The 19,387-nt window shown below is 43.5% G+C and carries 17 protein-coding genes; 10 read left to right on the plus strand and 7 right to left on the minus strand.

The features are described from left to right. Positions 1-54: 54 nt before the first annotated feature. The 3 genes from ACLD71_RS14235 to ACLD71_RS14245 are packed head-to-tail and all read right to left on the minus strand — an operon-like array spanning position 55 to position 3,633. Complete coding sequence (locus ACLD71_RS14235; protein ID WP_137675178.1) at positions 55-984, minus strand: ABC transporter permease; 930 nt, start codon at positions 982-984, stop codon at positions 55-57. Continuing rightward, entirely contained in the window at positions 984-2,090 is a 1,107-nt protein-coding gene (locus tag ACLD71_RS14240) for an ABC transporter permease (RefSeq protein WP_137675179.1), read from the minus strand. The genes ACLD71_RS14235 and ACLD71_RS14240 overlap by 1 nt, the downstream gene beginning before the upstream one ends. Continuing rightward, positions 2,083-3,633, minus strand: a complete 1,551-nt coding sequence (locus ACLD71_RS14245) for an ABC transporter ATP-binding protein (RefSeq protein WP_411991099.1) — start codon at positions 3,631-3,633, stop codon at positions 2,083-2,085. Before ACLD71_RS14245 ends, ACLD71_RS14240 begins: the two co-directional genes overlap by 8 nt. 280 nt (positions 3,634-3,913) lie before the next feature. Here ACLD71_RS14245 and ACLD71_RS14250 point away from each other — a divergent pair, with 280 nt between their 5' ends. From ACLD71_RS14250 to ACLD71_RS14270, 5 genes are all read left to right on the plus strand, one after another. After that, positions 3,914-4,543 (plus strand): TetR/AcrR family transcriptional regulator, encoded by a 630-nt coding sequence (locus ACLD71_RS14250; RefSeq protein WP_411991100.1) that lies wholly within the window; start codon positions 3,914-3,916, stop codon positions 4,541-4,543. Positions 4,544-4,620: 77 nt separating this feature from the next. Next, positions 4,621-6,009 (plus strand): 8-oxoguanine deaminase, encoded by a 1,389-nt coding sequence (locus ACLD71_RS14255; protein WP_411991101.1) that lies wholly within the window; start codon positions 4,621-4,623, stop codon positions 6,007-6,009. 8 nt (positions 6,010-6,017) lie between these two features. After that, entirely contained in the window at positions 6,018-6,929 is a 912-nt protein-coding gene (puuE, locus tag ACLD71_RS14260) for an allantoinase PuuE (RefSeq protein WP_411991102.1), read from the plus strand. A gap of 250 nt (positions 6,930-7,179) precedes the next feature. Beyond that, positions 7,180-8,385: a DUF1611 domain-containing protein gene (locus ACLD71_RS14265; RefSeq protein ID WP_137675184.1), complete on the plus strand. Its 1,206-nt coding sequence runs from the start codon at positions 7,180-7,182 to the stop codon at positions 8,383-8,385. Then, complete coding sequence (locus ACLD71_RS14270; RefSeq protein WP_137675185.1) at positions 8,382-9,488, plus strand: alanine/ornithine racemase family PLP-dependent enzyme; 1,107 nt, start codon at positions 8,382-8,384, stop codon at positions 9,486-9,488. Before ACLD71_RS14265 ends, ACLD71_RS14270 begins: the two co-directional genes overlap by 4 nt. On the opposite strand, the gene ACLD71_RS14275 is transcribed toward ACLD71_RS14270, so the two are convergent. The 3 genes from ACLD71_RS14275 to ACLD71_RS14285 form a co-directional block, all read right to left on the minus strand. Further along, on the minus strand, positions 9,481-9,648 hold the full coding sequence (locus ACLD71_RS14275; protein WP_154675883.1) for a hypothetical protein: 168 nt from the start codon (positions 9,646-9,648) through the stop codon (positions 9,481-9,483). The genes ACLD71_RS14270 and ACLD71_RS14275 overlap by 8 nt on opposite strands. A 328-nt stretch (positions 9,649-9,976) precedes the next feature. Beyond that, positions 9,977-10,240: a DUF5062 family protein gene (locus ACLD71_RS14280; protein ID WP_137675131.1), complete on the minus strand. Its 264-nt coding sequence runs from the start codon at positions 10,238-10,240 to the stop codon at positions 9,977-9,979. Between the two features lie 175 nt (positions 10,241-10,415). Then, complete coding sequence (locus ACLD71_RS14285; RefSeq protein ID WP_137675130.1) at positions 10,416-11,126, minus strand: hypothetical protein; 711 nt, start codon at positions 11,124-11,126, stop codon at positions 10,416-10,418. Positions 11,127-11,412: 286 nt separating this feature from the next. Here ACLD71_RS14285 and ACLD71_RS14290 point away from each other — a divergent pair, with 286 nt between their 5' ends. The 3 genes from ACLD71_RS14290 to ACLD71_RS14300 all read left to right on the plus strand — a co-directional run bounded on the left by ACLD71_RS14290 (position 11,413) and on the right by ACLD71_RS14300 (position 15,114). After that, on the plus strand, positions 11,413-13,662 hold the full coding sequence (locus tag ACLD71_RS14290; protein ID WP_411991103.1) for a peptidase U32 family protein: 2,250 nt from the start codon (positions 11,413-11,415) through the stop codon (positions 13,660-13,662). Between the two features lie 355 nt (positions 13,663-14,017). Continuing rightward, entirely contained in the window at positions 14,018-14,425 is a 408-nt protein-coding gene (locus ACLD71_RS14295; RefSeq protein ID WP_411991104.1) for a PH domain-containing protein, read from the plus strand. A 146-nt stretch (positions 14,426-14,571) separates the two neighbouring features. After that, a complete protein-coding gene (locus ACLD71_RS14300) occupies positions 14,572-15,114 on the plus strand; it encodes a rhomboid family intramembrane serine protease (protein WP_411991105.1) in 543 nt (180 codons plus the stop codon). A 101-nt stretch (positions 15,115-15,215) separates the two neighbouring features. Here ACLD71_RS14300 and ACLD71_RS14305 read toward each other — a convergent pair whose 3' ends face one another. Beyond that, positions 15,216-16,790, minus strand: a complete 1,575-nt coding sequence (locus ACLD71_RS14305; protein ID WP_411991106.1) for an ABC-F family ATP-binding cassette domain-containing protein — start codon at positions 16,788-16,790, stop codon at positions 15,216-15,218. A gap of 837 nt (positions 16,791-17,627) precedes the next feature. Here ACLD71_RS14305 and ACLD71_RS14310 point away from each other — a divergent pair. Both ACLD71_RS14310 and ACLD71_RS14315 read left to right on the plus strand, forming a co-directional pair. After that, positions 17,628-18,269 carry a hypothetical protein gene (locus tag ACLD71_RS14310; RefSeq protein ID WP_411991107.1) on the plus strand — a complete coding sequence of 214 codons (642 nt, stop codon included), beginning with the start codon at positions 17,628-17,630 and terminating at the stop codon, positions 18,267-18,269. Between the two features lie 156 nt (positions 18,270-18,425). Continuing rightward, complete coding sequence (locus ACLD71_RS14315; protein WP_411991108.1) at positions 18,426-19,286, plus strand: PhzF family phenazine biosynthesis protein; 861 nt, start codon at positions 18,426-18,428, stop codon at positions 19,284-19,286. Positions 19,287-19,387: the final 101 nt, after the last annotated feature.

Genomic DNA, 19,387 nt, shown 5'->3' on the forward strand with positions numbered 1-19,387 from the left:
AAGAACAAAGCCTCTAATAAATAGAGGCTTTGATTCAGCTTGATATCTAGAGAGTTAATGGCGTCTAGAATCAAAAGGTTTGGCCAAGCTCATGGGGGCTGCCAGCTTTTGCCGAATAGGGTTAGAGCTAATAATTACCATCACTACAATAGTGGCTACATAAGGCATCATTGCTAGCAAGTTGGGTGAAATGGTAAAACCGATACCTTGCATCACTAAGTGCAAGATAGACGCAACACCAAACAAGTAGGCGCCAACCATTAAGTAACCCACACGCCATGAGGCAAATACAACTAAAGATAAAGCAATCCAGCCGCGGCCTGCGGTCATGTTTTCCATCCACATTGGGGTGTAAGAAAGAGACATATAAGCGCCTGCTAAACCAGCAAATGCACCACCAGTAAGTACCGCAATATAGCGAACTTTTATCACTTTAATGCCTAAAGCGTTGGCCGAGTAGGGGTTTTCGCCTACCGCTCGTAAGGTTAAGCCTGCACGTGTTTTGTTTACCACCCACCAGCATATTGCTACCAATACAAAGCTGCCATAAACCAGTATGTCGTGGTTAAATAGCAGCGGTCCAACAAAAGGAATGTCGCTCAGTAAAGGGATCGCAATGGGCTTAAATCCATTAACGGTAGAGCCCACTAAGCTTGCGCCCAAAAAGGCACTTAAGCCTGAACCAAAAATGGTTAAGGCCAGGCCAGTGGCTACTTGGTTGGTATTTAAGTTAAGTGATAGTAGCGCAAAAATACCCGCCATCATCATGCCTGCCACCATGGCAAGCAACAAACCTAAGGCTAAATTGCCACTAAAGTAAGCACCGGCAAAACCGGCCATGGCACCCATTAACATCATGCCTTCTTGGCCTAAGTTAAGTACGCCCGATTTCTCGCAAATCAATTCGCCCAAGGCAACTAGCAATAACGGTGTGCCTGTTTTGATGGCTGCCACCAAAATTTGTTGAAACAGTTCCATGTCCATTAAGCGGCTCCTTGCTTGGTGCTAACTGGGGCAGTTTGAGAGTTTGATTTATTGGGCTGCCAGATGATTTTGTAGTGAATGAGAAAATCACACGCGAGTAAGAAAAACAGCAATATACCTTGGAATAGGCCAGTAATTGCTGTAGGCATACCCAACTCAATTTGGGCTAAATCGCTGCCCATGTATAAAGTCCCCATAAAGAAGGCCGCGAAGATAATGCCAAAGGGGTTAAGCCTGCCAAGGTAAGCCACAATAATGGCTGCATAGCCATAGCCTGGCGATACTTGCGGAATGAGCTGACCAATGGGGCCGGTCACCTCTGCCACGCCAGCAAAGCCTGCTAGCGCACCAGCACTCAGCATCACGCTCCAAATAATAAACTTACTGCTGTAACCGGCGTATCGCGCGGCCGGTTGGTCTGAGCCAAATACGCGCAGCTGAAATCCCGGTAAGGTGCGGTACAAAATAATCCCCGAACCAATGGCAAAAACTACCGCTAATACAATGCTGATTGAGGCACGACCATCTTCCATAATGGTGGGGAGCAATAACGCGTCGGCAAATATGGCTGACTCTGGAAATCCAAAGCCTTCAGGGTCAATAAGTGGGCCGTGTACTCCCCATAGCAGCAAATACAAACCAATGTAATTAAGCATAATCGTGGTAAGAATAAGGTTGGTGTGGAACAGCTGATGCAGCAGGGTAGGTATAGCTGCCCAAAACATGCCTGCCACCGCGCCGGCGAGCAGCGTAATGGCTAACCAGCCATAACCTGAATCATCATTGGCTTGCAGCGCAAAATATGAGCCCACCAACGCGCCAACTAGCAATTGTCCTTCGGCACCAATATTCCAAATGTTCGCTTTGTAACACAGCGCTAATCCGGTGGCACACAATAACAAAGGCGTGGTTTTTACCATTAATTCGCCTAGGTTATAGCTGTCGCTAAGCGGACCGATAATGAATACTTTAAATGCGGTGGTGGGGTTAATGCCTAAGGCCAAAAACATAATGCTAGATACCAGCATAGTGAGCACAATCGCAATCAGTGGTGACAGCCAAGACATCAGTTTGGAAGACTCTAAACGCGCTTGAGTTTTAAGCATGTTTTACATCCTCCTGCGGCTTATCTTCATTCATGAAGCTGCCAGCAATCCATTTACCTACCTCTTCAATGTTGGTTTGCTCGGTGTGTACCGCATGTGATAACTGCCCTTCGTATAAGGCGGCAATGCGGTCTGAAATCATGAACAATTCATCAATATCTTCCGATACCACTAAAATGGCCGCGCCGTTATCACGCAGCTCAATGAGTTGGCGATGAATTGAACTGGCTGCGCCTATATCTACCCCCCAAGTAGGGTGAGCACAAATCAGTACTTCTGGGTTTTGATCCACTTCGCGACCAATAATAAATTTTTGTAGGTTACCGCCCGATAAGCTCTTAGCTTGCGCGTGGGCGTTGTGGCATTTCACGTCGTTGCGGTGAATAATCGACTTGGCTAACTCAACCACTTTATGCGGCAAAATGAGACCGCGATTCACCAAGCCCTTGCGCGCGCTAGTCAGCAAGGTGTTGTCGGCTAGGCTCATGTCTGGCACTGCACCTTGGCCTAGGCGATCGGCTGGCACGTAACTCATGCCCAGTAAGCGCCGTTCACCAGCATTTAGCTTGGCCACTTTGCGGCCATTTATTAGTATGCTGCCGGCCTCTGCTCGAGTATCTTCGCCACTTAAGGCTTCTAATAGATCTTCTTGGCCATTACCGGCTACGCCAGCAATACCGAGTATTTCGCCTTTATGCAGGCTAAGGTTTACCTTTGTGAGTCCGGTACCAAAAGGATTAGTAGGCGGTACGCTTAAATCTCGGGTGACGAGCAGCTCGTCGGAGCCAATGGTTTTATGGTAGCGCTCCGACAACACGGCTTCACTGCCAACCATCATTCTGGCGATAGAATCTGGTGTTTCATTAGCGGGTACACATTCACCGCTTACTTTACCGCCGCGCAATATTACAGCCCGGTCGCACAATGCTGTGACTTCTTTCAGTTTGTGGCTAATAAATAAAATGCTGCAGCCTTCACTGGCTAGAGTGCGCAATACGTTAAATAAACCAGCGACTTCTTGCGGGGTGAGTACCGAAGTCGGCTCATCAAGAATCAGCAGTTTAACGTTTTGAATTAAACAGCGAAGTATCTCTAAGCGTTGGCGCTCGCCAATGCTTAAGTTATGTACGTAGCGGTCTGGGTCTACTTTCAGCTCGTAGGCTGCGCTGAGTTCAATTATTTTGGCGCGCAAAGTGGCTGCGTCTTTCACAAAGCCTGCATCAAGGCTCAGCTCAATGTTCTCTTGCACGGTGAGGGTTTCAAATACCGAGAAGTGTTGAAACACCATACCAATGCCCATGCTTCGAGCCATATTGGGAGAGCGGATCGCTACTTCCTTTCCTTGCCAAAGTAGGCTGCCTTCGTCTGCCTGTACGACGCCGTAAATCATTTTTACTAGGGTAGATTTTCCTGCACCGTTCTCTCCGAGTAAGGCCAGTATTTCCCCTTTGGCTAGCGTTAAGCTCACTTTGTCGTTGGCCACTACGCCGGGATAGCGCTTAGACACTTGCCATAACGACAACAAGAGATTGTCTTGTTTCATTTTGAGTCCATTCTTATTTTTCTATCGATCGGTAAGCCATTTGCATTGCATAAATCTGACCAAGTGTTCAACTTCACTATTGTAGCTAATAAGTTGCAATTGTTTGTTTTTTGTTGTGCTTAGTTGGTGCGAAGTATGGCAATAAATGGCGCTTTATGGTGCGTTCATGGCTTTTTTTAGCAAACTGCAGTTTGCACTAGTGATTTATAAGTTAATCATTAATAATGCTTTCGTAAGTAATATGACGCTTAAAAAGGTGGAACAAGGAGAGTGACTCAGCATGGCTAAAGCTACGGCAACCCAAAGTGGCGCAATTAGAAAAAAGAATGAAACGGTCATCTTAAGAGCGGCGACCAATGAGTTCGTGAAACACGGTTATCAAGGCACTTCGTTGCAAGCCATTGCCGATAGAGCTGAGCTGCCAAAAGCCAATATTCTCTACTACTTTAAATCTAAGCAGGGTTTGTATCGCGCCTTGTTAGAAGACATTCTTGCCATGTGGAATGACGCCTTTGAACATACTACCGCCGATGATGACCCGGCCGTGGCTATTAGTGCTTATATTCGCTCCAAAATGCGTTACAGCCGCAGCCACCCTAAAAGCTCACGTATATTTGCCATGGAAATTATCCAAGGTGCGCCTAATCTAAAAGACAATTTGCAGTTTCCCGTTATTGAATGGAGTAAGCAAAAATGCAGCTTGATTCAAACTTGGATAGACCAAGGAAAAATTCAGCCCATTGAACCGATTTATCTGTTATTTTTGATTTGGGGAGCGACGCAGTTTTACGCGGATTTTGATACTGAAGTACGAATGATTCACGGTAAAGCCTTAAGCGTTGAAGAGTTTAGCCAAGCTGAACAAAACTTAGTGGATATTATTCTTCGTGGTATTGGTTTAACGTCATAAATTTATTTTCTTGAGCGATTGGTCAGCTTTTTGCTTATCCTTTTAGCTATACGCTTAAAAAGGATAAGAGCAGCCAAATGCTTGCAAACAACCCATCAGCCAGTAAAACTCTGTGGATAAAGAATCCCTTAGCTGTTTTTAGTGGGGCATTAACTGGCCCTAACGCCGAGCGTGACGTAGCCGGTGGCTTAGTGATTCAAGGTAGCCAAATTATTGAATGTGTGGCTGCCGGCAAACAGCCCACTGTTACCGTAGACCAACAACTAGACGCCAGCGACATGGTGTTGCTGCCTGGCCTTGTTAATACTCATCATCATTTTTATCAAACATTGACTCGTTGTTTACCCGCCGCTATTAACCAGCCTTTATTCCCATGGCTTAAAACCTTGTACCCCATTTGGAGTGGTTTAACACCCAAGCATATTGAGCTAGCCACTGAAATAGCCTGTTGGGAATTAATGCTAAGTGGTGCGACTACGGTGGCCGATCATCACAATGTTTTTAATCACGCCCTTAGTGAAGCAATAGACATACAAGCGGAGGTAGTGGGGCACTTAGGTGTGCGCGCTATGCTAACGCGCGGCAGCATGAGTTTGTCGCAAAAAGATGGCGGCCTACCGCCTGACAGCGTGGTACAAACCGAGCAGCAGATCCTCGACGATAGCCTACGTTTAATAAAGCGTTATCACGATGCCAGCAACGGTAGCATGCTGAACTTGGCGTTAGCGCCATGCTCGCCGTTTTCGGTTACCGAGGCATTAATGTGCGAAACCGCCCGCTTAGCTAAGCAGCAAGGTGTGCGTTTACATACTCACTTAGGCGAAACTATTGATGAGAACGACTTTTGCTTAGAAAAGCTGGGCATGCGACCGGTGGATTACTTAGAACATTGTGGCTGGATGGGTCCACAAACATGGCTTGCTCACGGCATTCATTTTGATGAGCGCGAGATACAGCACTTAGGTGCAGCCCACGTTGGTATTGCTCATTGTGCGACTTCTAACATGGTGTTGGCGTCGGGCATTTGTCCAACGCTAGAGCTAGAAGCCGCTGGCTGCAAGGTAGGTTTAGCGGTAGATGGTTCAGCCTCTAACGACAGCTCGAACATGATTCAAGAGTTACGTCATTCGCTTATGCAACAACGCTTACGTTATCGCGCCGACCAAATCACTCACCATCAAGTACTGAACTGGGCAACCCAAGGCAGTGCAGCGGTGTTAGGGCGCGATGACATAGGTGTATTAGCGCCAGGCAAACAAGCCGATATTGGTTTATATAGACTAGACCGGCTTAACTTTTCTGGCGCTCACGACCCATTAGCTGCGCTAGTTTTATGTGGTGCGAGTCAAGTGAGTAAGTTAATGGTGGCCGGTAAGTGGGTGATTGAAGATGCCGAGGCCACTCGTGAGCAATTAAACCAACTTAAGGCACAGCATCACCAATTAGCGCGTCAGCTGGTGGGTTAGGAAGCAACATGACAGATAAAAAAAATAAGCAAGATGACTACCCCAGAGATTTAGTCGGCTATGGCCAACATCCCCCTCAGGCCAACTGGCCAAACAAGGCTAAAATTGCCCTGCAGTTTGTGGTTAATTATGAAGAGGGCGGCGAAAACTGCGTATTACATGGTGATAGTCATTCCGAGAAGTTTTTATCGGAAATTGTTGGGGCAGAGGCATATCCCGATCGCCATATGAGCATGGAGTCTATTTACGAATATGGTAGCCGAGCGGGTTTTTGGCGCTTGCATCGTTTGCTTGTGAGCCAAGGGATCCCAGTAACCGTGTTTGCCGTTGCCATGGCCCTGCAGCGCAACCCGGAAGCGGTAAAAGCTATGTTAGATGCCAACTGGGAAATTGCCAGCCATGGTTTAAGATGGATTCACTATCAAGATTTTAGCGAGCAGCAAGAGCGTGAACACATAGAGCAAGCCATTGCTATTCATCAACAAACTACTGGCTCGAAACCTAAAGGCTGGTATACCGGCCGCACCAGCCCGCATACCCTAAAGTTAATTGCCGAACGTGACGATATTCTCTATTGCGCTGATAGCTACGCCGACGACTTACCATATTGGGACAACAACTACAGCAAACCCTTGTTAATGGTGCCCTATACTCTAGACACCAACGACATGCGCTTTGCTACCCCACAGGGCTTTAACAGCGGCGAGCAATTTTACCAATATTTAAAAGATGCTTTTGATGTGTTGTATTTCGAAGGAGAAACCACACCCAAAATGCTTAGTATTGGCTTGCATTGCAGAATAGTTGGGCGGCCAGCTAGGCTAGCCGCGTTGCAACGGTTTATTCAATATACCCAGCAGTTTGAAGGGGTGTGGTATGCCACACGAGAGAAAATTGCAGAGCATTGGGTGAATAAGTAAAGGCCTTTGAGTATTTGCTGTTTTCTTCATAGTAAGTATGTAGGTTATTTGACCTGAGCATTATCGGGGACGCGCAGTAGCGTCATCTTCACCTCAAAGTGTTGGTTTTGAATTATTTCCTTCCTGATGCTTGCGGTGTGTTAGTATGTTTTTTCTCCCTACCGCTTAGTAGGGACTTCTTTTCTTTTCCGAACTTACATCTCGGCACTCCTTAGTCGCCCTCCTAAGCCTTATCCACAAGGCTTTAGTTATGTCCAGCTCTACAGTAAATTTGCCAAATGCAACTCAGTTTAACAGTAATGAAGCATTAGAAATTGACCTAATTTCGACGGATTACCCCGCCGTTGCTCCGCTCTACGAATGCTTAACCCCTTTAATACCTTCGGCCATTGTTTTTTGTGAGGGTAACTTTGGAAAAACCGATGGGAAAACTGCCAATGGTTTGGTTAGGCATTCGCAAAACTATCGAATACTGTCGGTTATTGATAGTCAGTCTGCTGGCTTAGATTCTGGCGAGTTGCTCGACAATAAGCCAAATGGCATTCCAATAGTAAGTGATATTGAAGAGGCAATAGCCCTTGCCGAAACTGTCCCCGATTACTTTATTTTTGGTATTGCACCGTCTAGTGGGTTGTTGTCCCACGCTGAAAAAGACATGATTTTGCAAGCCATGTCGCTAAACATGAATATTGTTAATGGCCTGCATGAGTTTTTGAATGATGACCCCATTTTCAAGCAAGCAAGTATTGCCAATAACGTGCATATTCTCGATATTCGTAAACCTAAGAAGCAAGAAGACTTGCACACATTTAGCGGTAAAATCCATGATGTTAATTGCCCAAGGGTAGCAGTAATGGGAACCGATTGTGCATTAGGCAAGCGCACTACCGCCACAATACTCGCAGAGAAACTGAGAGAAAAAGGCCTAAATGTGGTGATGATTGCAACTGGTCAAACAGGTATTATGCAAGGTGCTGCTTACTGTGTGGCTTTAGATGCCGTTCCCTCGCAGTTTTGTGCTGGAGAGCTAGAAGCAGTGGTGCTAAAGGCTTATCAAAAAGAAAACCCTGATATTATTATTGTTGAGGGGCAAGGTGCTTTGAGCCACCCGGCATTTTCTACTAGTTCATTTATTTTGCGCGGCAGTTGCCCTACAGGGATAATCTTGCAGCATGCACCTAAGCGAATGTATAGAATAGATTTTCCTTCTATGCTTGTGCCTTCTATTGCATCTGAGATAAACCTTATAGAGACCTTTGCAAATACTTCCGTTATTGGCATTTCATTGAATCACGAGGGAATGTCTAACGAAGAGATGTTGTTAGAGATCTCCGCTTACACCAAAATGTATGACATGCCGGTGACAGACCCTCTTACTCAGCCTACGCAGAAACTGGTGGAAATGGTGTTAACCGCTTACCCTTTATTGGCGCAAAAACTGGTCGACAGTAAGTGAGTTACCCAAGGGTAAACATTGACTGTTACAAAATTCAGCATAATGCCCGGCTGCTGATTCGCCAACTGGCAAAGAAAAATATATCAGTTACCCCGGTAACTAAAGTGTGCTTAGGGCATCCAATTATCGCGAAACTGTTGCTCGATGCTGGGGCAAAGATGTTCGCCGATTCGAGAATTGAAAACATTAAAAGAATGGTGGAGTCGGGGATTAGTATTCCAAAAATACTGATTCGCACCCCCATGCTTAGCCAGGCTGATGAAGTTGTAAAATACTGCGATATTAGCCTTAACTCAGAAATTAAAGTTATTGAGCGGCTTTCCCTAGCGGCCACCCAGTTAAATGTAAATCACGGCATCGTAATTATGGTGGAACTGGGCGATTTAAGAGAGGGGGTAATGCCTGATCGAGTGATCAATTTTATGCGTAAAGTTCTACCGTTACCCAATATTACGATTAGGGGGATAGGAACAAACTTAGCCTGCCGTTACGGGGTTGCACCCGATGACCAAAAGATGAAATTGCTATCTGAACTTGTGGATGAAGCCGAGAGCGTTTTTGGGCTCAAACTGGATGTGATTTCCGGGGGAAATTCTGCGTCAATTAACTGGGCTTTAGACAATATTGAGAAAACTCGAATTAATAACCTGCGTGTTGGCGAAGCGATTTTTTTAGGCTGTGTGCCAGCTGAGCAAGCGCCAATAGAGGGTTTATATACAGATGCCATTACCCTAAGCGCAGAGGTGATAGAGGCCAAGGTTAAACCCACTTTTCCTTGGGGAGAGCGAGGAATAAATGCCTTTGGCGAAAAAGAGTACGTTAAAGATAGAGGGGCAGTTGCCCAAACCATTTTAGCTTTAGGACGACAAGATGTTTGTGTTACTGGGCTTAAACCACCTGATGGCATAAGTGTTGTTTCCTCGTGTAGTGACCATCTCATTGTTGAAGCCCCCAACGCGTCGCTAATGGTAGGAGAAAAAGTAACATTTGCACTTGAATACAGTGCTTTTTTAGCATCAATGTCTGCTGCTTCAGTTAATAAAGTATTTAATAATCAGCCTGTTGTATATGAGTCGTCGATGAGTTGTATTTGTTCTAATTAGTATTGGTGCTTATTCTTGAAAGGTTGGTGGTAACGAGAGGTTTGTTAGACACCACTTTGTTACCACCTATCACATACTGATAAACTTCATAACTATAGTCAGATAGTTGCTCTTGGCTGAGCCCCTTTTTAACTAAGGTGTTTAAGTAATCGTGAGTCAACTTTTATTCCTTTATTACTCATAAAGCTTCCTATCTTATTTGAGGTTTTACTTTAAAAACATCAGTCGCCGTTTATTACAACTTTGATAAAGCCACATTGGATACTGTTTTAAGTTCTAAAGCAGTATCCCATAACAGTAGTTTATATTTATATTATTATCATTAAAAATAACAAAAAGGTCATTTATTGCAACTGAAGACTTCGTATTGTTGTTCTCGGGAGCTTCAATGTGGCTGTTTAGCAGGGGAAATAATTAGTGAGTATATTTAACAAACATAAAAAAGCAGCACTTAAGCGCTGCTTTTAAATCGATAACTTGAACCGGTGCTAGCCGTCTAATAGCTCATGGTCTTTAGGTAATTGACCCGCTAACCACAATACCAACTTGTGGCGCATTTCTGGGCCGGTGATTTTGTCTTTGGGGAGCGGGGTAAGTCGCTTGTCTTCGGCCAACAGCATGTATAAAGCTTCTACTTTGTCTTTCTCTGAAATGCCGGGAGGAAACTTGGCAAAACCGCGTTGCAGTGCGTATACCTCGCCAATTTGTAAGGCTTTTTTGAGTAACTGCGCTTCATGTTTATACTTTTTCACTAATGGTCTCGCTACTGAGCAACTTTGTTCCAACATACGGTAAAGCGACCTTTAATAACAGCGCTTAAATCACTAATTGCAGGTCGCACCAATAACAATGGTTTAGTTGTCGAAAAAATAGTCGCTTAGGCTAAGTGCTCCATGCCGAGGCAAAGGTTTAGATAAGCAAGTGACATCAGTTCTTTTTCATCAGCTCTGCAAATCGTGTTGAAGCAAAATTTAGCCCCGCGCTGCCTCCACCTAATAAACCACCGGTAACTAATACGTCTGCAATTCTTATTAAGTGGCCGTGTATGCCGGATATTTCAGTTAAGTTCATCATTACATCGCTAAGAATACTAAGCCCTAGTGATGCCAGCACAATACCCGAGATAAACACAAAAAAGGTCACATCGCGGTTGCAGGTAGATTGATGCCTAGCTAGCGAGAATTCGTAACTGTGTTTAATGCAAAGTAGCGCAGCACGGTACTCATCGGCGTTGTCTTCTGGCGGAATAAGCAAATCAACCATTTGCTTATCTAAGACTTTTTGGGCGACTTGGATTTCCCTCTCAAATACCATTTTTAGTACATTAAGGTGTTGGCTTTCATCTGACAGGGTTTCTTTAATTCTGGATATTCTTAAAGTCCAGTCAGCTACTTTTCGATTTCGGTAGTTACTCACAAACACCGCAGCAGCGCGCTCTACCGCAACCACAATAAATAGGTATTTGAGAAAAATATCGCTGCCTTTATCGGATAGCTCGGGATTGACCACTAAAAAGTGAATGTCTTTGTAACCCCAGTAGAACGCAGCAATGAGGCTGGTCACTAAGATAATAACAGCAACCACCACTTGCCAAGTGCCGGTAGATTTTTTGCTAGGGTATGAATTGCTATTAGCCATAAGCTTTAGTCCTGATTGTTCGAGCAATCGGTCATTTGCTATTAAGCGCCCACCATAAGCTGTGGGTTCTACCCATAGTTTAGTCGCTGCTTAGTGGCTTGTGGGATGAATCGCCAAAGTAAGCTTGGCTAGCGGCAAGTGATATAGCCTGGAATGACTAAATGCAATGGGCTCAATAACTAAGATTGGACGAAGTTAGTTAACTGTAGCAATAGTGTTCGGTTGCCGTTAAAATCCCGCGCAGTAAAAATAAGGCTGTTAGCCCAAGTAAAGTGAGTTTGAAACAATGACTAGAAAGATAGAGTTGCTTGCCCCTGGTGGTGATGTAGAAGCCATTAAAGCGGCGGTAATTGCCGGGGCTAATGCGGTGTATTGTGGTTTAGATACGTTTAATGCCCGTAACCGAGCCTCTAACCTTTCTTTTGAAGATCTCAGTGGCATATTACGCTTAGCGCATAAGTACGACTGTGAAGTGTTTTTAACGCTAAATGTGGTAATTCTTGAACAAGAAATTCCCGCCATGGTTAAGCTGCTGAACAAACTGGTTAATTCCGGTATCGACGGCATTATTGTTCAAGATTTGGGAGTATTTAACTTAGTTAAAAAGCACTTTCCTAGCTTGGACATTCACGCTTCTACCCAGCTTACTACACATAACGAAGGCCAAATTGAATTCTTGGCTAAACTCGGTGCTACGCGAGTGAACTTATCGCGAGAGCTAAATCTACCGGAAATTAAAACCTTAACTGCCTTAGCACACCAGCACGACGTATTAACCGAAGTTTTTGTGCACGGCTCTTTGTGTATTGCCTTTTCTGGCCAGTGTTACTCAAGCTCGGTAAGTGTTGGTAACTCTGGTAACCGAGGCCGTTGCAGCCAAGCCTGTCGCGACGAATACGAAATTACCGCTGCTGGCAATCGTTTCCCGCTTAACCTAAAAGATAACTCTGCTTATTTTGATTTGCCGCAGTTGGTTGATGCTGAAGTAGACTCACTCAAAATTGAAGGCCGAATTAAAGGCGCTCACTATGTTTACACGGTTGTCGATAGCTGGCGTAAGCAAGTGGATAAGTTTGTAGAAAGCGGCCAGTTGCTGGAAGATGACTCAAACCTACACCGAGTGTTTAACCGCGATTTCACTAACTCGTTTCTGCAGGGCAACCTGACCAAAGATATGTTTATTGATAACCCACGCGACCACAGTGTGCAGCATGCGGTGCAAAAATATAACGCCATATCGGTGGTAGAAATTAAAGAAGCCAGAAAAGGCCTTCACGCCGAGCGTAACGAAATTGGTGAAGAACTGGCCGAAAAAATTAAGTACCTAAGTATTGCCAAGCAACCTTTGGCAATGGCGTTCTCAGGCTCTTTAGATACACCGCTATGTGTAACCATGACCATTGGTGATAACGACAAAGTGCATCGCCTGCAAACGACATCTTCGTTGCGAGTAGCCTCTAAAATTACGCTAAATGCCGAAGCCATTGAAAAACGTTTTAAAAACTTTGCTATTAACGACTTTAGCGTTGAGGCGTTTGATTGCAGTGAGCTAGATGAAAACTTAAGCATTCCTTATAAAGAGTTAACCGAACTTAAAAACCAAGCGGCATTTCTACTGAATAACTCGGTGCCTATAGTGCCAGTGGTAGAAGTACCAGCGCTTGAGAAACACCAGCGCATTACTAGCAAGCCAAGTATGTCGATACTGATTGCGGATGAGAAAGACCTGCCGCTATGTGATTTAACCGAATCGGATATTTACTTTAAGTTGCCAGAGAGCTTTAAAAAGGGCTGTAACAAGTACATAGATATTTTCTTGCGTAACCCGCGTTTAATCCCTTGGTTTCCTGCAGTACTTATTGGGAAAGACTATTTAGAAGCGGTGCGCTTATTAGAACAAGTTCGCCCAGCAAAAATAGTAAGCAATAATACTGGTGTTGCTTACAAGGCATTTGAAATGGACATAGAGTGGATAGCGGGCCCATTCTTAAATACCACTAACTCTTACGCTTTGCTTACCCTTAAGGAAGAGTTGAATTGTGCGGGAGCCTTTATATCTAACGAAATAAACCGCCTACAAATTAGAAACATTACTCGCCCAGACAACTTTAAAATGCTCTACAGCATCTACCATCCTATTTTGATGATGACCAGCCGCCAGTGCTTTTTCCAACAAACTGTTGGCTGTAACAAACCCGCGATTGAAGACGGTTGCATGCTCAAATGTACTAAGGCTACCACTATCACTAACGTGAAAGGTGTGTCGTTTGCCGTAGATAAACAAAAGGGCGGTTACCCGAGTATTTACAACCACGAGCAGTTCTTAAACTTTGATATTGTGAATGACCTCGCTGGGCAGTTTGACGAATTCTTTATCGACTTAACCAATATTGGAGCTGGCTCTAAAGCAGAGTTAGATAAAGCTGAATTAGTCACTCAATTTGAGCGCTTCTTGCAAGGCGATGAACAAGCGCAGCAACACTTAAGTGAGATGGTCACCGTACGGACCAATGCACAATATAGCCAAGGTTTGTAAGTAGGCGCTTGATATAGCGTTAGCTATCTAGGGACTATTTTAAAGGCCGTTTGTTAGAAAGCAATCTAGCTTTGCTTAGCCCTTAAGTGGCTAGATTACTTCGCGAACGCATTTCTGCACCAACAACGGTAAACCTGTTTTAGCTAGTTGTGTTCACTAGATTGATTAACCTTCGGTTAAGCGCGATGCAGCTGTTTGTCACCCCTTATATCTATTCATTTATCTTTCTATTCCTCTATTTACTGATGTTCTTGTTTTTATGTCTTCAGGTTGCTGATAATATTGGCTTTATAAGAAGAGCGCTTGCTTATAATAAGCGTTTGTAATGATTTAGATAGCATAACAAGGAGTAGTGATGAATAAAGAACAGGCTCAAGAATACATCAAAGATAATCTGAATGAGGGCGATGCGCTTATTGGTTTTTTTCAAGCTATTAGCCCTCCCAATATTTGGTTATTTTTCTTGATCGGACCTCTTTTTATATTAAGTATGAAATCCTATTTCTTAGCGGTAACTGAAAAAGGTATCTCGTTCCATAAACTCAGCATGTTAGGTAAGTTTAAAGAGCATGACTTTTTCGAATTTGATGAGATTGAAAGCGTAAAAATAGGCAAGGGATTGCTTCAAAGGCCAATGAAGTTTACCTTTAAAAATAATCGAAAAGTAACGGTAAAAGCCCAGCTTAAGGGTGTAGAAAAGATTGCAAAGTTACTGCCTGATGTGCAGCAACACATCGAGAAAAATATACCATTCGCTCAATGATTCTATTCCTTATCACAGTAACCATTTATGTTGGCCTATTAGTTTCTATCAAGCCTGCGCCAAGCAGTTTGAAGGCCAGTGCTGTCACTTATAAAGAGAACCTTCAGAGTGTGTGGGCATCGGTATGTTCGGGAGTCTTAATCATTGTGGTATTTCTAGTCACCACTAACTTTGGCTTTATTACTGTAGATGAATATTTGTATCACACATTGGCTTTGAGTAATGATGGCGAACAGTTTTTTAAATGGCCATTACAGCCGATAACCCATCTCTTTATTCATGGGAATTTAGTCCATCTTGCAGCCAATATGGTTGGTTTAGGCCTCGCTTCTGCTTATGAGCGCAGAGTTGGAGCTAAAAGGTATTTTGCTGTCCTTGTTGTTGGCGCTTTCGCATCTATACCGTCAATACTATTCTATTCAGAAAATATTGCTGTATGTGGTATTTCAGGCGGTGTCTTTGGTCTTGCTGCAGCCTATTTTACCGATGAAGAGGAGTTAACGCTTAAAGAGTGGTTGTCTGCCATTTTTCTGTTCTCGTTTATGGCATTAATGCTGGCTTTCTACTCAGAGTTTGACAGTGATTCTAACGACCCCTTGGATATGGGCGTTGACCATATAGGCCACCTGCTCGGTGCGTTAGGGGCAATTTTATACTGCCGCTTAAAACCGTTGAGCGTGGTGCAGTGAAAACCGAATCACTAAGCGTTAGCTTTGAAAGATGAAATACCAAAGGCCTAAGGTATTCCTTTGGCCTTGGTATTTTTTTACTTACTTTTTGTATGTGTTAATTAGCTCATCACAACTTCTTCGCAAGCTGAAATATCTCGCACAAAATCCTCGTCATGACTCACTAAAATAAACGCACCTTTATAGGTGTTTAATGCCTCTGCCAGTAGTTGCTTCGACTCTATGTCTAAGTGGTTATCGGGTTCATCTAACAGCAGCAATGGCGAATTAACCATGTGGCTCACCATTAACATGGCTAGTTTCATTTTTTCGCCACCGCTTAGCAGAGCAACTTCTCGGTGTACTAAGTCTCGTCTAAAACCAATACCTGCTAAGAGTGTGCGCGCAGTGCTGTGATGCAGGCCGCTGCAATGTGTGGTTAAGTTATCTAGCAGACTCGTTAAAGGATTGAGCAAACCAAAATGCTGATCCATATACACGGTGTTGGTATTCACTGTAATAAGGCCGCTATATTGAGTCTCTGCTCCGTTTATTGCTTTTAGTAAGGTGGATTTACCACAACCGTTCGCGCCACTTAAGTGGACCCTTTCAGTTTGCGATAGGCTAAAGGTAACAGGTTCGCTGTTGCCTAAGGCTAGGCAACATTGCTTAATGCTTAACAAGCTACGTTTTTTGGTTTGCTCCGATTGTTGCAAATACAAAGCTTGCGGTTTTAGCTGTTCTTTTTGTTGCTGTAAGGCTTGCAGTTTATCTTGGCTTCGCTCACGTTGGTTTTGTTGCATAGTGGCCGTTGCAGAGAGGCTTTGGCCTGCGCGTTCTTTCATTGCGTCGAGTAAAATCTTTGGCTGGCTGCCCGATTTTCTTATTCGGTTTCCTTTCGCTTCCCGTTGCTGAGCCTTTTCCTTATTGGCTTGGGCTTGCCGTTCTATCTTCTTTTGCTCTGATTTTACTTGAGTAATTTGCTTGTCTAAAGCGTCACTTTGCGCAGAAGATTGAGCCCAATACTCGTCGTAGTTGCCGCTATAAAAGCGCAAACCTAAACGCGTGAGCTGATAAATAGTGCTCACTTGTCTTAACAGTTGGCGGTCGTGGCTAACTATTAATGCTTGGTCTTGGTAGTGCTTTAATTGCTCTATTAACCACAACCTGCCATTTGAATCTAGGTGGTTAGTGGGCTCATCCAGCAACAAAATGTCGGCGTCGGATTCAAATAAGCGATGTAGTTGGAGTAGGGCAAGTTGCCCACCGCTTAAGGTGTGGCAATACGCATCAAGGCTTTCAGCAATATTTAGTTTTTCTAAGGTGTGCTGAGCACGAGTTTTTACCTCCCAGTCTTCGCCCAGTAAATCAAAATGCTCTGGTTTACAGCTGCCTTGCTCAATCGCATGGTAAGCCGCCAATTTTTCGCTAATACCCAAATATTCATCAATCCGAATATTGCTGTCTAATAAATGCGACGGTAATTGTGAGTAAAAGCCAATGTTACCTTGGCGGGTTACGCTGCCTTGGGTGGCGTTAAGCTGGCCAAGTAACAAGGAAACGAACAAAGATTTGCCCACGCCATTGCGGCCCACTAAGCCGCTTAAACCTGGCGCTAAGTTAAAGCTTATATCGCTAAATAACCATTCACCGTTATCGAGCTGAAATGATAATTGGGTGGTTGATAATACAGGCATAATTCTGCCTCCCTTTACGTTAAACGTGTAAAAGGGGTCGCGCCATTCTATTCAATGAGAATGGCTTAGCCGTTACTTAGGTGAGATTGCCAAGACAAAGATCGAACGGGATCTAAAACAGCAATATGCTCAAATTTTGTAGATAAGAAATGACGAAAGTAACGCCCACTAACCCCGAGTGTCCAAATGGTTGATATAAATTGGATGTCAGGTGGTTAGTACTTCATTATGGCGTTAGCTCCATTAGATTAGGTGGAGGGATTATAGAGAACTACTGGCTAAAACTTCAACAATTATTTGTGGTCTTTACGACGCTGATTATGATGTTTTCGTTAACCCCCCATACTATTTGACTCACGCTTTCTACTATTTACGCGAGTGTTCAGACTACTTCTTACTTTTATTTATATTATTGTTAATTTTATCTTTATTGATTTAGCTAGCTGATTTAAATAGGAAAAAATGATAATTTCTTATAGTGTCATTACATATTTATGTGGAGGGCTGAAATAACTATACACGAGCTTTAACGCAGGTTGTGTTGAGCTACTAGTGTTATCGAAAGTAAATGGAAGTTTCAGTTCTTGAGCGGTTCTAGTGGCCGAGTAGTGAGATAAACTACTAAACATTAGTTCTGATTCTGGCATTCCAACTGGAGTTTTTCAGTTAAATACGGTGCTCTACTCATGCATAGATATCACCACATAATGTCCATTTAGCGTAATAACAGCAGTTAACAAACAATCATCTAATAAACAAAGGTAGCATCGCTTTGAATAGGTGGACGGATTTTCCGTTACTGTTTTCGGCGTATGTAATTTTAAACAAGGAAAGTTCATGCCTGTATTTACTAAAGTTCCCTTATTGTTTCTATTTTTGGTTTTTTCGACCACCTCATTCGCAAACGAAGATAGTAGTTTAGCAATTGATAATTCATCGGTGATAATGAGTGATTACAAAGATTCAGTGTGGGTATCCGTTGTAGGGGAGATTAAGAATAGCGGAACGTACCCTGTTGAGGATGTCATTTTGGAAATACGTTTTTTCGATGATAAAGGTAATTTGATAGATGCGATTACAGAAAGTCTCTACTCAATCGTTATTCCCAGAAATGATAGTGTAGTGTTCAAGCTGGGTACGTCAGCCACAATGCCTGAAGAATCATATTCTTCTCACAAAGTTCGCGTTATTAGTTCGTACGGCAACTACCCATCAGGTAGTTGTGATAGTTCTAGCGTTCCCCAAAAAACGGATAATCGGTGGAAGAAGCTGCTTATATCTTGGAGCCCAATGCTCCTGTTGATCGCTGTATGGGTACTGTTGGCTCGAAGATATTCTGGGCGTAAGTCCCCGCAGCAAAAGATGGTTAACTTGATGGAACAGCAGGTAGAAACAGGTGAACAGACAAAATCTGATATACAGCGTTTAGCCGATGCCGCAGAGCAGTTGGCGAAATCATCAATAGATAAAAGTACATAATAAGGATTTAACTGGAAAAAGAGTTGGTCATTACTCCGTGTAAAAGGCCAACATATTTCTATTTGTGCGAGGAGAAAACAGTAAAAAGCTTTATTCGTTTTACTTATTGTATTTTTGCCGAAAATGATAGCAACCTCATACAGGGAGAGAGCGTTAATGAGTATTGAAGTTAACTTGGTCAACTCATTTACTGTAGATGGTAAAGGCGGAAACCCTGCTGGTGTTGTTCTTAATTCGGAACAACTATCGAATGCTCAAAAACTAAACATTGCGCAAGCTGTTGGGTATTCTGAAACGGCTTTTGTTTCTAGTGATGATGAAGCTGATTACGAAGTCTCTTTCTTTACTACCACTGGGGAAGTTGATTTTTGCGGCCACGCTACACTCGCTGCGTTTTTTACCCTTTACCAAAACGGTATTCTTGCTGCAGGCTGTTATGTTCAGCGTACAAAAGCAGGATTGTTGTCTGTGACTATCGAACCAGATGGTAGGGTCGTTATGGACCAGCAACTACCTAAAAAAATTGATAGTTTTACATACCAAGAAATTTCAAATGTTATAGGTATTGAAAGAGGCATACTAGCAAGCACTAAGTTGCCTATAGAGGTTATTTCAACAGGACTAGCGGATGTGATTATTCCTGTACCTAAAGGGTGTTTAGATTCAATTGAACCTGATGATGCGCTTATCGCTGATTTTTGCGAACAGAATAAGCTGGTAGGTTTTCATGTTTTTGAACTTTGTAAGTTGGAAAATAAACTTACAGCTAGCTGTCGTAACTTTGCCCCGTTGTTTGGTATCCCTGAAGAGTCTGCTACAGGTAGCGCTAGTGGCGCCTTAGCGTGCTATCTTTCAGAGCATTTAGCGCTGGGTAGTGATTATGTTTTTGAGCAAGGCAGGGCGATGGGAAGTGCGTCTATTATTACCGCATCTATTCAATCTGAACATTCAAGAGTAATTGATGTAAAGGTGGGCGGTTTTGCAACTAGCATTGGTACGCTAGTCATCTCCTTGTAACAGGCACATATAGATGGATTGTTCCCATCCCCAATTTAGTCGCGCGAATTCTTATCCTCAACCAACAGAATCTTTTTAAGCCATCAAAACCCTTTTCAGTT

The organism is Agarivorans sp. DSG3-1 (assembly GCF_046774965.1).
GTDB lineage: Bacteria > Pseudomonadota > Gammaproteobacteria > Enterobacterales > Celerinatantimonadaceae > Agarivorans.

What these genes read in the sequence shown, in the direction of transcription:
- ACLD71_RS14235 (WP_137675178.1), bottom strand. Translation starts at nt 984, where the DNA reads ATGGACATGGAACTGTTTCAACAAATTTTGGTGGCAGCCATCAAAACA.
- ACLD71_RS14240 (WP_137675179.1), bottom strand. Translation starts at nt 2,090, where the DNA reads ATGCTTAAAACTCAAGCGCGTTTAGAGTCTTCCAAACTGATGTCTTGG.
- ACLD71_RS14245 (WP_411991099.1), bottom strand. Translation starts at nt 3,633, where the DNA reads ATGAAACAAGACAATCTCTTGTTGTCGTTATGGCAAGTGTCTAAGCGC.
- ACLD71_RS14250 (WP_411991100.1), top strand. Translation starts at nt 3,914, where the DNA reads ATGGCTAAAGCTACGGCAACCCAAAGTGGCGCAATTAGAAAAAAGAAT.
- ACLD71_RS14255 (WP_411991101.1), top strand. Translation starts at nt 4,621, where the DNA reads ATGCTTGCAAACAACCCATCAGCCAGTAAAACTCTGTGGATAAAGAAT.
- puuE (WP_411991102.1), top strand. Translation starts at nt 6,018, where the DNA reads ATGACAGATAAAAAAAATAAGCAAGATGACTACCCCAGAGATTTAGTC.
- ACLD71_RS14265 (WP_137675184.1), top strand. Translation starts at nt 7,180, where the DNA reads ATGTCCAGCTCTACAGTAAATTTGCCAAATGCAACTCAGTTTAACAGT.
- ACLD71_RS14285 (WP_137675130.1), bottom strand. Translation starts at nt 11,126, where the DNA reads ATGGCTAATAGCAATTCATACCCTAGCAAAAAATCTACCGGCACTTGG.
- ACLD71_RS14290 (WP_411991103.1), top strand. Translation starts at nt 11,413, where the DNA reads ATGACTAGAAAGATAGAGTTGCTTGCCCCTGGTGGTGATGTAGAAGCC.
- ACLD71_RS14295 (WP_411991104.1), top strand. Translation starts at nt 14,018, where the DNA reads ATGAATAAAGAACAGGCTCAAGAATACATCAAAGATAATCTGAATGAG.
- ACLD71_RS14305 (WP_411991106.1), bottom strand. Translation starts at nt 16,790, where the DNA reads ATGCCTGTATTATCAACCACCCAATTATCATTTCAGCTCGATAACGGT.
- ACLD71_RS14310 (WP_411991107.1), top strand. Translation starts at nt 17,628, where the DNA reads ATGCCTGTATTTACTAAAGTTCCCTTATTGTTTCTATTTTTGGTTTTT.
- ACLD71_RS14315 (WP_411991108.1), top strand. Translation starts at nt 18,426, where the DNA reads ATGAGTATTGAAGTTAACTTGGTCAACTCATTTACTGTAGATGGTAAA.